The sequence below is a fragment of the Dyella ginsengisoli genome (assembly GCF_044904665.1).
Taxonomy (GTDB): Bacteria; Pseudomonadota; Gammaproteobacteria; order Xanthomonadales; family Rhodanobacteraceae; genus Dyella_A; species Dyella_A ginsengisoli.
Window position 1 is genome coordinate 570,717 of record NZ_JADIKM010000003.1, and the last position, 11,276, is coordinate 581,992.

Sequence of the window (11,276 nt, forward strand, 5' to 3'; positions counted from 1 at the left end):
GGGGTCCGTCCGCATGGCTGCTTCGTCCCGCCCGCAACCGCTGCCGCGCTGGCGTACACTCGGCGAGTACCTGTTTGCCACGGCGGTCACATTGCTGGGCTTCGGCCTGGCGTTCGTGGCGCAGATGTACCTGTCGGTGGCCAACCTGTCGCTGGTGTTCCTCACCGTGGTGCTGGTGGTGGCGGTGCGCACGCGCATGGCGGTGGCGGTGTACACCGCGTTGCTGTGCTTCGTCGGCTACAACTTCTTCTTCACCCAGCCGCGCTACACGCTGACCATCGCGCGCCCGGACGATCTGCTGGCCGTGGTGCTGTTCCTGCTGGTGGCGCTGGTGTGCAGCCGGCTGGCCACGCGCCTGGCGAGCCAGGTGGAGTCGCTGCGGCTGGCGCAGTGGCGGGCGCGGGCCCTGCTGGCACTCGGCAAGCGGCTCGCCACCTGCGCCGGCGTGGAACGCGTGCGTGCCGAAGGCGTGCGCGCGTTGGCGGAAACGCTGGATGCGCGGGCGGTGCTGCTTGCGGCGGTGCCGGGCGGGGCGTTCTCGGCAGTGGCTGCGCATCCGCTGCCGGCCGAGCTGGGTGAACGCGATCGCGAAGCCGCGGACTGGTGTGCTGCGCACCACCAGCCCGCCGGTGCGCACACGGCCCGGCACCCCGATGCTTCCTGGTGGATGTTGCCGCTGGAACCGCGTACGGAAGCCGCCGACGTGCTGGCGCTGGCGCTGGCCGACGAGCACGACGCGCCCGACGAGGCGCGCCGCGAGCTGGCCCAGGCGATGGCGGCCGACCTGGCCCGCGCGCTGGAGCGTGCCCGGCTGGCCGAGGCGCTGGAGCAGGCACGAGTGCAGGGTGAAACGGAACGCCTGCGCAGCGCGCTGCTTTCGTCCGTATCGCACGACCTGCGCTCGCCGCTGGCCGCGATGATCGGCGCAGCCGGCACGCTGGCCACCTACGATGCGCAGCTGCCCGCGGACGATCGTCGCCAACTGATGCAGTCGATCCTCGACGAGGGCCAGCGGCTGGACCGCTACATCCAGAACCTGCTGGACATGACCCGGCTCGGCCACGGCACGCTCACGCTCCACCGCGACTGGGTGGACGCCGGCGAGATCGTGCTGGCCGCGGTGGCGCGGGTGCGCAAGTTCCATCCGGAGCTGCGCGTTTCGACCCATCTGCCGTCCGGCACGGTGCTGCTCTACGTGCACCCGGCGCTGATTGAGCAGGCGTTGTTCAACATTCTGGAAAATGCCGCCCAGGTGTCGCCGCCGGGGGCGTCGGTGCGTGTGGAGCTGGGAGTGGTGGGCGAACAGGTGGAGATCCTGGTGATCGATCGCGGGCCGGGCATCCCGGAGGACGAGCGCGCGCGCATCTTCGACACGTTCTACTCGGTGTCGCGCGGCGACCGCGGGCGCAAGGGCACCGGGCTGGGGTTGTCGATATGCCGCGGCATGGTCGGCGCGCACGGCGGCACCGTGGAGGCCGCGGCCGGCGAGCAAGGCGGCACGATCCTGCGCATCCGGCTGCCGCTGCCGCCCGCCCCGGAGTCTGCCGCATGAATTCCGCGTCCGCCCCGCGCGTGCTGGTGATCGACGACGAGATGCAGATCCGTCGCTTCCTGGACATCGGCCTGCGCGCCGAGGGCTACCAGGTGCTGCAGGCGGCGACTGCGGCCGAGGGTCTGGCGCTGGCGGCCACGCAGTCGCCGGACCTGATCATTCTCGACATCGGCCTGCCCGATCGCGAGGGGCACGAGGTGCTCGCCGAACTGCGTCAGTGGAGCAACGTGCCGGTGATGATGCTGTCCGTGCGCGATTCGGAGAGCCAGAAGGTGCGCGCGCTCGACCACGGCGCCAACGACTATGTGACCAAGCCGTTCGGCATCCAGGAGCTGATGGCCCGGCTGCGCGTGCTGCTGCGCAGCCGGGCCGCCACGCCGATGGCCGAGGTGCCGCCGCGCTACGACGACGGCCACCTGGTGATCGACCAGGTGCATCGCGAGGTGCTGCTCGATGGCGAGCCGGTCGCCCTCACGCGCAAGGAATATGCCGTGCTCGCGCTGCTGCTGCGCCATGCCGGCCGCGTGGTCAGCCAGCAGCAGCTGCTGCGCGAAGTGTGGGGCGCCACCCACGTGCAGGACACCCACTACCTGCGCATCGTGGTCGGCCGCCTGCGACAGAAACTGGGCGACGATCCGGCCGCGCCGCGCTGGCTCAAGACCGAGCCGGGCGTGGGCTACCGCTTCCTGGCGGGCGAGACGGACTGAAACGTCATTCGGCGTCGGTCTTGCGCCGGCGCCGACGCGGCTGCGGCTGGGCCAGCAGCGATTGCAGGTAGGCCACGCCTTCCTCTTCCGGAAAGAACGCCACGACATCGGCCACGGTCAGGTTGTGCCGGGCGCGCAGGGCCAGGAACTCCTCGCGCACGCGCGCCAGGCGCTCGGCCTCCGCCGCCTTGGTGCTGGGCCGGCCGCGCTTTTTCGGCGCCGGCGGCACCGCCGCAACTGCCGCTTCCGCGGGCGCGGGAGTCGGAGCCTCGGTGGGCTTGTCTTTTCCCTTGGCCGCGTCCAGTGCGGCCAGTTCGGCCTGGAACTGGCGGAAGTCGTAACTGCTCATGGGTGCGAAGACGATACGTGGACTAGGGATGCCATCTTCGCATGTCGCATCGGATGGCGCGGGGTCAGTGCGCGGTTGCCGCGTCGGCCGGGGCCCGTCGCCAGGCGCGCAGACCCATCGCCGCCAGCACGATGAAACCGGCGTACAGCACCGAGGTGATCAGCAGGTGCTTGTAGACGTATTCGCCCACGTAGATCACGTCGACGATGATCCACAGCCACCATGCGGCGATATGTCGTCGGCCCTGCCACCACTGGGCGACCAGGCTGAAGCTGGTGAGCGCGGCATCCAGCCAGGGCAGCGCGGCGTCGGTCCAGCGGTGCATGGCAAATCCCAGCGCCAGCGCGCCGACCGTGCCGATGGCGACGTGCGAGGCCGCCTCGGCGAACGGCAGCCGTGCGACCTGCACCCGGCCGTCCTCGCCGAGGTTGTGCAGCCAGCGCCGCCAGCCGTAGACGATGAGGCCGGCGAAGGCGAGCTGGAGCAGGGCGTCGGAATAGAGTTTCGCCTCGACGAAGATGCCGCCGTAGACCAGCACCGAGGCCAGCCCCACCGGCCAGCACCAGGGGCGGCGCTGGGCGGTGAGCCACACCGCCCAGGCACTGATCAACGCTCCCACCAGCTCGACGAGGGTCATGCTCAGAACCCGACCGTCACCGACAGCCGCGCTAGTCGTGGCGCCCCCGGGAACAGGTAGGCGTCACCGTAGGCACCGCCGGTGTCGCGCCAGTAGAACTTGTTGAACACGTTGTCCACGCTCAGGTGCCAGGTCATCGGGTGGCCGCTCCAGTCGGTGGTGTAGCGCAGGCCGGCGTCGAACACGTTGTACGCCGGCACGCGAGCGCGGCCGTCCGGCGTGGCCGGGTTGGCACTGGCGTAGCGCCAGCCGCCGAGCAGGCCGATATTGGCGGCCACCGGCGGGCGGTAATCCAGATAGACGGCCGAACGCAGGCGCGGCACGTTGACGATCTGGTGGCCTTCATAGGCAGGCGTGCCGGTGTCCCGCGCGCGAGCCTGGATCAGGCTGACGCTGGCGGTGAGGCGCAGGCTGTCGCTCACCCGTCCGGCGGCGTTGAGCTCCAGTCCGGTATGCACCTGCTGTCCGCGTTGCACGAAGGTGAAGCCCGAGGCCGAGCCGTCCGGCTGGGCGTACTGGTAGGGCTGGCGGATGCGGTACAGCGCGCCCTGCAGGCTGAGCGCGTCGCTCCATTCGTACTTCACTCCGGCCTCGACCTGGCGCGAATGCACGGGCGCCAGGATCTCGCCGCCGTTGGTGGTCCAGTACGGTGCCTCGGCGCCCAGCGAGAGGTTCTCGCTGTAGCTGGCGTAGACGGTGAGCGGTGCGGTCGGCTGCCACAGCACGGCCGCCTGCGGCAGGGTCTTGCTCAGGCGCGTGTGGCGTTCGAGCACGAGGCCGGTGTCGTCGTAGGCGCGCTCGTCCAGCCTTACGAAGCGGGCGCCGGCCAGCAGCTGCCACTGCGTGCCGAAGTGCACGCGGTCCAGCGCGAACAGCGCGCGCTGCCAGCTGGTGAAGGTGCGCGCCGACGGTCCGGGCTGGTTGGGCGAGGGCGCGAAGTATGGCGGGTCGACCTGATCGATGTTGCCGGTGCCGACGTAGTCGTACACGTAGGGACGCTGGTCCAGCTTGCGGCGGAAGGCGCTGGCGCCCACGCTCACCTCGTGGCTGAGGCTGCCGGTGTCGAAGCCGCCCTTTAGCACCGCGCGCACTTCGTCGTTCTGGCGGGTGTCGCCGGGGCTGCGGAAGTCGTAGATGTCGTAGTCGCCGTTGGGCGCGAAGAACTGGCCCGGATACTCGCCGGTGGCGCACTGCGGCGCATAGAAGCAGCCGTAGGCGAAGGCGACGTTGTCGTCGATCACCGTGTGGCTGTGGCCGGCCGAGAGCTGTGCGCTCCACTGCTCGCTGAAGCGGTAGTTGAAGCGCGCGGTGGTGTTGCTGGAATGGATGCCCACCGGCTGCTGCCACGGCTCGTAGCCGAGCAGGCGCGTGTTGCTGGGATGCGCAGGGATGGTGGTGCCGCCAAGCAGCTGGTAGCCGGACGCCGAGCGCTGGCCGCTGGTCTGGTAGTTGCTGTCCAGCTCCAGCGTGGCGCGCTCGCTGATCTTCCAGTCCGCCGCCAGCGAGAGGAAGCTGCGCCGGCCGGGCGTGTGCTGCACGTAGGAGTGCATGTCCTCGTGCGCCGCGTTGACGCGCACGCCGAAGCTGGGGCTGAGCCAGCCACCGATATCCACCGCGGCGTAGCGCGAGCCGTGCGAGTCGGTGCCCAGCGTGGCGGTGCGCACGTTGGCCGGGCGCTTGCTCACGTAGTTCACCAGGCCACCGGGCGCCACGATGCCGGCCTCCAGTCCGCCCAGGCCCTTGAGGATCTCCACCCGCTGCTTGTCCTCCAGCGGGGTGAGCTGTTCGCCGTTGATGGTCATGTCGTTGAGGCGATAGGCGGTGGCCAGATCCAGCACGAAGCCGCGGATGGCGAGATCCTGGTAGTAGCCCACCGGCGCGTAGTTGTCGCCCACCGCGGCATCGGCGCGGGCCAGCTCGCTGAGCGTGCGCGGCTGGCGGTCGTCGATCTGGTCACGGGTGATCACGGTGACGGCGGCCGGCGTGTCGTGCAGCGGCGCGTTGCCGAAACTGCCGAAGGTGTCCACCTGCGAGCTCTCCGCGCGGTAGCCCTTGTCGGTGGTGGCGGTGACCTGCACCGCGCCCAGGCGCTTGGCCTGGGCGGGGTCGTGTTCAGCTTCGTCGGCCGCGTGCGACGGTACGGCCGCAGCGAGCGCCAGCGCGGAAACCAGGGCGGCAGCGAGGGGATGGCGGTGCAGGGGATTCATGGTCGTCGTCGTCTCGAAAGGGCAGGACGAAGCGACGGCGCACCACCGACGCACGGACGTGCGCGATGGTGCTGCAAGCTCCCTACGCCGGTGCTAGCCGGATCAGGTTCCAAGGGACTCTCTCAGCCCGGCGTTTCGCCGGGCACCCCCGCTTCAAGGCGCGCATTGAACCACGAAACGAGGTGCGTGCGTCAGGCCGCGGCGCGGATAGCGTCCAGCAGGGCTTGCCCGGGCGGCGTGGAAAACCAGGCGGCGTGGCCGCGCAGGAAGGTGTCGTAGGCGACGTCGGCGGCTTGCCGGTCCTTGGTGACCGCGTGGAAGTACTCCACTTCCGACAGCGCGAAATCGACGTGCACCACGGGCAGCAGGTCGGTCAGCAGATGGACGTCCAATCGATCCAGCGGTCGCACCTGCCGATAGCCTGCGATCAGCGCGAGCGCGATGTCGGCATGCACGGCGGCGTCGCCCGTATCGAGCTCCAGCCAGGCGATCGCGTTGCGCTCGATTGCGGTGGCCAGGTCGAACAGCGCGAAGTTGGCGGCGGCCAGCCCGACGTCGAGCACGGTGGTGATCGTGGCGTCGTCGCCCGCGCCGCTCCAGCACAGGTTGGAGACATGCCAGTCGCCGTGGGTCCACAGCCGCGGCTGTCGGGCCAGCGCGGGCTGGGCATGCTGCCACGGCGCGAACAGCGCGGTGAGGTCGCTGCGCCAGTCGCGGCCGTGCAGGTAGCCGGCGAGCCCGGGGCGTTCGCGAAGCTGCGCGGCGAGGGCACGTGCGGGATCGACGGCGGTGATCAGCTCGCTCCGGGCCACGAGCACATGCGTACCGCGCTGGCTGGCCGCATAGCCTTCCGCCGCCCGATGCAGGCGCGCAAGCATCTGGCCGGCGGTGAAGGCGTGCGCCGGCTGCGTCGGCGGCGACCAGGAGATCGTCTCGCGGTACAGGTCGATGCCCTGCGCCTGCTCGTGCACTTCGTACACCCAGTCACCGCGCTCGATGGCCGTGTCGCCGTTTGCATCGACGAGCACACGGGCCAGCGGCATGCCGGCGCCGCGCAGGTGGGCGATGAAGTCATGCTCCTCGCGCAGCGTTTCGGTGCTGCGCACGCTGCGATGGTGGCGCTTCACGAACACGGTGCCGCCCCCGGTTTGCACGAGGCAGGCAGCGGAAAGCGGCCGCGGGCTGTGCCAGACGATCCGTCGCGGCGGCGCCAGCTGCGGCATGGCGCCGAGCAGTGCGTGCACCTCGTCGCCGGTGAGGGCGGGCCAGTCCGGTGCGATCTCGTCGCCGGCCAGGCCGTGCACGCGGTGGGAGGAGTCGGTCATCTTGAGGTCGCGCCGGAACACAAGCGCACGATTATCGCCGATGGAGCGCCGCGCGCCCGGCCCCGGCTTTTCGCAGCCATGCTGCATCGCGTCTAATGGGCGCTCCGCCTGTTGCCGTGTGCTGTTGCCCTCGATGAGTGCGTTGCTGCTGCTGTTCGTCTGCCTGGTGCTGGGTGCGCTGGTGGCACGTTTTGCGCGTCCGCCGGCGGGCATCGTGCAGGGGCTCAACTGGTGGGTGCTCAACATTGCGCTGCCGGCGCTGGTGCTGGCGATGATTCCGCGCGTGCATTTCGATCGGCACACCTGGTTCCCGGTGGCCACCATGTGGGTGACGTTCTTCGGCGCGTGGCTGCTTTTTGCGCTGCTCGGCCGCGCCTTGCACTGGCCGCGTGCGCGCATAGGCGCGCTGACGCTGGTGTGCGGGCTGGGCAATACCTCGTTCATGGGTTACCCGATGGTGGAAGCCATGCACGGCAAGCCGGGGCTGGCGCTGGCGGTGGTGGCCGACCAGTTGGGCTGCTTTCCGCTGCTGGCCGCTGGCGGCATCGTGGTCGCCTCGCTGTATTCGGGGCGCCAGCCCAGCGCGGCGCTGGTGGTAAGGCGCATCGCCACATTCCCCGCCTTCATTGCGCTGCTGCTCGGCATCGCGGTGGGCATGGCCGGCGGTTGGCCGGAAGCACTCGACCATCTGTTCCTGCAACTGGGGCAGACGCTGACCCCGCTGGCGCTGTTCTCGGTGGGTCTGCAGTTCAAGCTGCATCTGGAGCGGGATCAGCTCGGCGCGCTGTCGACCGGCCTGGGCTGGAAGCTGCTGCTTGCGCCGCTGGCCGGCTGGGCGCTGGGGCGGGCGCTCGGCGTGGACGGCCTCACGTTGTCGGTGGGCGTGCTGCAGGCGGCGATGGCGCCGATGATCTCGGCGGCGATCCTGGCCGACCAGTACGAGCTGGAACCGCGCCTGGCCAACACGGTGCTGGGTGCCGGCATCGTGCTGTCGCTCGTCACCGTGCCGCTGGCCAATGCGCTGATGGGTGGCTGAGCGATGGCGCTGGAACTGACCGAGGTACGCGTGGACGTGTGGCTGTGGGCCGCGCGCTTCTTCAAGACCCGCAGCCTCGCCAAGCAGGCGATCGGCGGCGGCAAGGTGGAGCTCAACGGCGGCGCGTGCAAGGCCGCGCGCCCGGTGCGCGTGGGCGACCGGCTGATCGTGCGCCGTGGCGAGGAGACGATGGAAGTGGAGGTGCTGGGGCTGTCCGAGCAGCGCGGCCCGGCGCCGGTGGCGCAGGCGCTGTATCGCGAAAGCGAAGCCAGCCGCATCGCGCGCGAGGCAGCGCGCGAGCAGCGTCGCCTTGCCGGTGCGCCGGTGCGCCCGCCGGGACGTCCGGACAAGCACGATCGCGCCGCGCTGCGCAGGTTCAAGGACAGCGGCGGCCACGACTAAATCTGAGCGTGCGCGCACAGTGCGCACGAGCGGCGACACGTCCGCAATTGCGCCGGAACCCGGCTGCACCGAGACTAGGCGCGGGGAAACAACGGGGAGGGCACCATGTCCGGATTCGATCTGTTCAAGCGTCTGCTGGGCAGCGGCAACGAGCGTCGGCAGCATCTGCCGCGTATCCAGGCCGCGCGCGGGGCGCGCATGCTGGTGGTGGACGACTCGCCGACCATCCGCGCCGTGCTCGGCAAGATGCTCAAGCAGGACGGCTACACGGTGTCCGCCGCCGGCGACGGCGAAACCGCGCTGGCGATGGCGCGCAGCGAGAAACCCGAGCTGATCTTCCTGGACATCGTTATGCCCGGCATGAACGGGTTCGCCGTGCTCCGCGCGCTGCGCCGCGAGCCGGACACGCACGGCATTCCCATCGTGATGATCAGCGGCAACCTGCAGGCCACCGAGCAGTTCTACGTGCAGCGCTTTGGCGCCGACGACTTCATGAAAAAGCCGTTCGGCCGCGCCGAGGTGTTCACCCGCATCCAGCAGCTGGTGGAGGCCGGTCGGCTGGCCGCACGTGATCCGGTCCTCGATCCGCCGCAGGATCTGCCCAGCGAACAGGTCGATGCGCACGATGCGATTCCCGACGTGGCGCTGCCGGATGCCGACGACCCGCACATGGTCACGCCCACCATCATCGGCCCGCTGATCGAGCCGCACGACGATGTGGTGCATGTGGCGTCGCCTATCGAGCACGATAAGCCGCACTGAATCGCCACCGCGGGGCCGGTTAACGAAGAAGGCACGGGTGAATTCACCCGTGCCTTCTTCGTTCTTGCCTGCGATGTCTCAAGATGGCCCGGCGCATCTTGCGCCGGGGCACAGTCCTCAGGCGAGGTCGAAGCGGTCCAGGTTCATCACCTTGCTCCATGCCGCCACGAAGTCCTTCACGAACTTCTCCTTGCCGTCGGCGCTGGCATAGACCTCGGCCAGCGCACGCAGCACCGCGTTGGAGCCGAACACCAGGTCGGCGCGGGTGCCGGTGTACTTCACCGCGCCCGTCCTGCGATCGCGACCCTCGAAGTGGTCGCCGGCCGGCTTCCACTCGGTGGCCATGTCCAGCAGGTTGACGAAGAAGTCGTTGCTCAGCACGCCGGGCTGGCTGGTGAACACGCCATGCCTGCTGCCGTCGAAGTTGGCGCCGAGCACGCGCAGGCCACCGATCAGCGCGGTCATCTCCGGCGCGGTGAGGGTGAGCAGCTGGGCCTTGTCGACCAGCAGGTGCTCGGCGCTGGCCTCCGAGCCGGGCCGGGCGTAGTTGCGGAATCCGTCGGCGAACGGCTCCAGGTACTGGAACGACTCCACGTCGGTCTGCTCGGCGCTGGCGTCGACGCGACCCGGCGAGAAGGGCACCTCTACCTGCACGCCGGCCGCCCTGGCCGCCATCTCGATGCCCACGCCGCCGGCCAGCACGATCACGTCGGCCAGCGAGGCCTTGCCCGAGGCCTTCTGGATTTCCTCCAGCTTCGGCAGCGCCTTGACTGCCATCGCGTTGACCGCCCAGTCCTTCTGCGGGGCGAGGCGGATGCGCGCACCGTTCGCGCCACCGCGCTTGTCGCCGCCGCGGAACGTGGAGGCCGAGGCCCAGGCGGTCGACACCAGTTGCGCGACGCTCAGGCCAGACGCCGCGATCTTCGCCTTGAGGTCGGCGATATCGGCGGCACTCGGATGGTGCGTGGCCGTGGGCAGCGGGTCCTGCCACAGCAGGTCTTCGGTCGGCACTTCGGGGCCGATGTAGCGTGCCTTGGGGCCGAGGTCGCGGTGAGTGAGCTTGAACCAGGCGCGGGCGTAGACGTCGGCCAGCGCCTGCGGATCATCGCGGAACCTGCGCGAGATCTTCTCGTAGGCCGGGTCGAAGCGCAGCGACAGATCGGTGGTGAGCATGGTGGGCCTGCGCGGCGGCGAGTCCGGCGTGGGGCCGGGGATGATCGCCTCGGCGCCCTTGGCCACCCACTGGTGCGCGCCGGCCGGGCTCTTCTCCAGCTCCCATTCGAAGTCGAACAGGAAGTTGAAGTAGTCGTGGCTCCACTTCACCGGCGTGCGGGTCCAGGTCACCTCCAGGCCGGAGGTGATCGTGTCCTTGCCCTTGCCGCTGCCGTACGTGCTGGTCCAGCCGAAGCCCTGCTGCTCCATCGGCGCAGCTTCCGGTTCCGTACCCACGTAGGTAGCCGGGCCGGCGCCGTGGGTCTTGCCGATGGTGTGGCCGCCGGCGATCAGCGCCACGGTCTCCTCGTCGTTCATCGCCATGCGGGCGAAGGTCTCGCGGATGTCGTGCGCGGCAGCGACCGGATCGGGCTTGCCGTCGGGGCCCTCCGGGTTCACATAGATCAGGCCCATCTGCACGGCGGCGAGCGGGTTGTCGATGCTGCGTTCGCCCGGCTTGTTGTGCGCATAGCGGCTGTTCGGCGTGGTGCTCAGCGCGAGCCACTCGGTCTCCTCGCCCCAGGACACGTCCTGGTCGGGCTCCCACACGTCCTCGCGGCCGCCGGCGAATCCGAACGGCTTGAAGCCGGTGGACTCCAGCGCGACGTTGCCGGCGAGCACCATCAGGTCGGCCCAGGAAATCTTCTGGCCGTACTTCTGCTTCACCGGCCACAGCAGGCGGCGTGCCTTGTCCAGGCTGACGTTGTCGGGCCACGAGTTGAGCGGGGCGAAGCGCTGCTGGCCGCGCCCGGCGCCGCCGCGGCCGTCGCCCACGCGGTAGGTGCCGGCGCTGTGCCAGGCCATGCGGATCATCAGGCCGGCGTAGTTGCCGAAATCGGCCGGCCACCAGTCCTTCGAATCGGTCATCACGGCGAGCAGGTCGCGCTTGAGCGCGGTGTAGTCGAGCTTGTTGAACTCGTCGCGGTAGTTGAACGCCCTGCCCAGCGGATTGGATTTCTCCGAATGCTGGCTCAGCAGTTCAAGGCGCAACTGCTTCGGCCACCAGTCCTTGTTGGTGGTGCCGGTCGTGGCGGCGTGGAACGGGCACTTCGCTTCGGTGGACATGTTTGCTCTCCCTTGGTCCGTG

The 11,276-nt window shown here is 69.7% G+C and carries 10 protein-coding genes and 1 riboswitch; of the genes, 5 read left to right on the forward strand and 5 right to left on the reverse strand.

Annotated features, from left to right (window positions below; all coding sequences use genetic code 11):
* Positions 1 to 13: 13 nt before the first annotated feature.
* Together ISP17_RS12905 and ISP17_RS12910 are read left to right on the forward strand one after the other, a co-directional pair.
* Positions 14 to 1,552, forward strand: coding sequence for a sensor histidine kinase (locus ISP17_RS12905; protein WP_404633748.1), 1,539 nt, complete (start codon positions 14 to 16; stop codon positions 1,550 to 1,552).
* Positions 1,549 to 2,259, forward strand: a complete 711-nt coding sequence (locus tag ISP17_RS12910) for a response regulator (protein ID WP_404633750.1) — start codon at positions 1,549 to 1,551, stop codon at positions 2,257 to 2,259. Before ISP17_RS12905 ends, ISP17_RS12910 begins: the two co-directional genes overlap by 4 nt.
* Positions 2,260 to 2,263: 4 nt before the next feature.
* Here ISP17_RS12910 and ISP17_RS12915 read toward each other — a convergent pair whose 3' ends face one another.
* From ISP17_RS12915 to ISP17_RS12930, 4 genes are all read right to left on the reverse strand, one after another.
* Positions 2,264 to 2,608 (reverse strand): 2-hydroxyacyl-CoA dehydratase, encoded by a 345-nt coding sequence (locus ISP17_RS12915; RefSeq protein ID WP_404633752.1) that lies wholly within the window; start codon positions 2,606 to 2,608, stop codon positions 2,264 to 2,266.
* Positions 2,609 to 2,672: 64 nt separating this feature from the next.
* Positions 2,673 to 3,245 carry a nicotinamide riboside transporter PnuC gene (pnuC, locus tag ISP17_RS12920; protein ID WP_404633754.1) on the reverse strand — a complete coding sequence of 191 codons (573 nt, stop codon included), beginning with the start codon at positions 3,243 to 3,245 and terminating at the stop codon, positions 2,673 to 2,675.
* A 2-nt stretch (positions 3,246 to 3,247) separates the two neighbouring features.
* Positions 3,248 to 5,452: a TonB-dependent siderophore receptor gene (locus ISP17_RS12925; RefSeq protein WP_404633756.1), complete on the reverse strand. Its 2,205-nt coding sequence runs from the start codon at positions 5,450 to 5,452 to the stop codon at positions 3,248 to 3,250.
* Between the two features lie 62 nt (positions 5,453 to 5,514).
* A riboswitch (TPP riboswitch) is annotated at positions 5,515 to 5,612 on the reverse strand.
* Positions 5,613 to 5,643: 31 nt separating this feature from the next.
* Positions 5,644 to 6,777, reverse strand: coding sequence for a phosphotransferase enzyme family protein (locus ISP17_RS12930; protein ID WP_404633758.1), 1,134 nt, complete (start codon positions 6,775 to 6,777; stop codon positions 5,644 to 5,646).
* Between the two features lie 133 nt (positions 6,778 to 6,910).
* On the opposite strand from ISP17_RS12930, the gene ISP17_RS12935 reads away from it, so the two are divergent.
* The 3 genes from ISP17_RS12935 (at position 6,911) to ISP17_RS12945 (ending at position 8,977) form a co-directional block, all read left to right on the forward strand.
* Positions 6,911 to 7,813 carry an AEC family transporter gene (locus ISP17_RS12935; protein WP_404633760.1) on the forward strand — a complete coding sequence of 301 codons (903 nt, stop codon included), beginning with the start codon at positions 6,911 to 6,913 and terminating at the stop codon, positions 7,811 to 7,813.
* Positions 7,814 to 7,816: 3 nt separating this feature from the next.
* Positions 7,817 to 8,215: an RNA-binding S4 domain-containing protein gene (locus tag ISP17_RS12940; RefSeq protein ID WP_404633762.1), complete on the forward strand. Its 399-nt coding sequence runs from the start codon at positions 7,817 to 7,819 to the stop codon at positions 8,213 to 8,215.
* A 105-nt stretch (positions 8,216 to 8,320) separates the two neighbouring features.
* The gene (locus ISP17_RS12945; protein ID WP_404633764.1) at positions 8,321 to 8,977 is read left to right on the forward strand and encodes a response regulator; all 657 of its coding nucleotides are present in this window, start codon (positions 8,321 to 8,323) and stop codon (positions 8,975 to 8,977) included.
* A gap of 117 nt (positions 8,978 to 9,094) precedes the next feature.
* Here the strand turns inward: ISP17_RS12945 and katG are convergent, their stop codons facing one another.
* Complete coding sequence (katG, locus tag ISP17_RS12950) at positions 9,095 to 11,254, reverse strand: catalase/peroxidase HPI (protein ID WP_404633766.1); 2,160 nt, start codon at positions 11,252 to 11,254, stop codon at positions 9,095 to 9,097.
* Positions 11,255 to 11,276 lie beyond the last annotated feature (22 nt).

What these genes read in the sequence shown, in the direction of transcription:
- ISP17_RS12905 (WP_404633748.1), top strand. Translation starts at nt 14, where the DNA reads ATGGCTGCTTCGTCCCGCCCGCAACCGCTGCCGCGCTGGCGTACACTC.
- ISP17_RS12910 (WP_404633750.1), top strand. Translation starts at nt 1,549, where the DNA reads ATGAATTCCGCGTCCGCCCCGCGCGTGCTGGTGATCGACGACGAGATG.
- ISP17_RS12915 (WP_404633752.1), bottom strand. Translation starts at nt 2,608, where the DNA reads ATGAGCAGTTACGACTTCCGCCAGTTCCAGGCCGAACTGGCCGCACTG.
- pnuC (WP_404633754.1), bottom strand. Translation starts at nt 3,245, where the DNA reads ATGACCCTCGTCGAGCTGGTGGGAGCGTTGATCAGTGCCTGGGCGGTG.
- ISP17_RS12925 (WP_404633756.1), bottom strand. Translation starts at nt 5,452, where the DNA reads ATGAATCCCCTGCACCGCCATCCCCTCGCTGCCGCCCTGGTTTCCGCG.
- ISP17_RS12930 (WP_404633758.1), bottom strand. Translation starts at nt 6,777, where the DNA reads ATGACCGACTCCTCCCACCGCGTGCACGGCCTGGCCGGCGACGAGATC.
- ISP17_RS12935 (WP_404633760.1), top strand. Translation starts at nt 6,911, where the DNA reads ATGAGTGCGTTGCTGCTGCTGTTCGTCTGCCTGGTGCTGGGTGCGCTG.
- ISP17_RS12940 (WP_404633762.1), top strand. Translation starts at nt 7,817, where the DNA reads ATGGCGCTGGAACTGACCGAGGTACGCGTGGACGTGTGGCTGTGGGCC.
- ISP17_RS12945 (WP_404633764.1), top strand. Translation starts at nt 8,321, where the DNA reads ATGTCCGGATTCGATCTGTTCAAGCGTCTGCTGGGCAGCGGCAACGAG.
- katG (WP_404633766.1), bottom strand. Translation starts at nt 11,254, where the DNA reads ATGTCCACCGAAGCGAAGTGCCCGTTCCACGCCGCCACGACCGGCACC.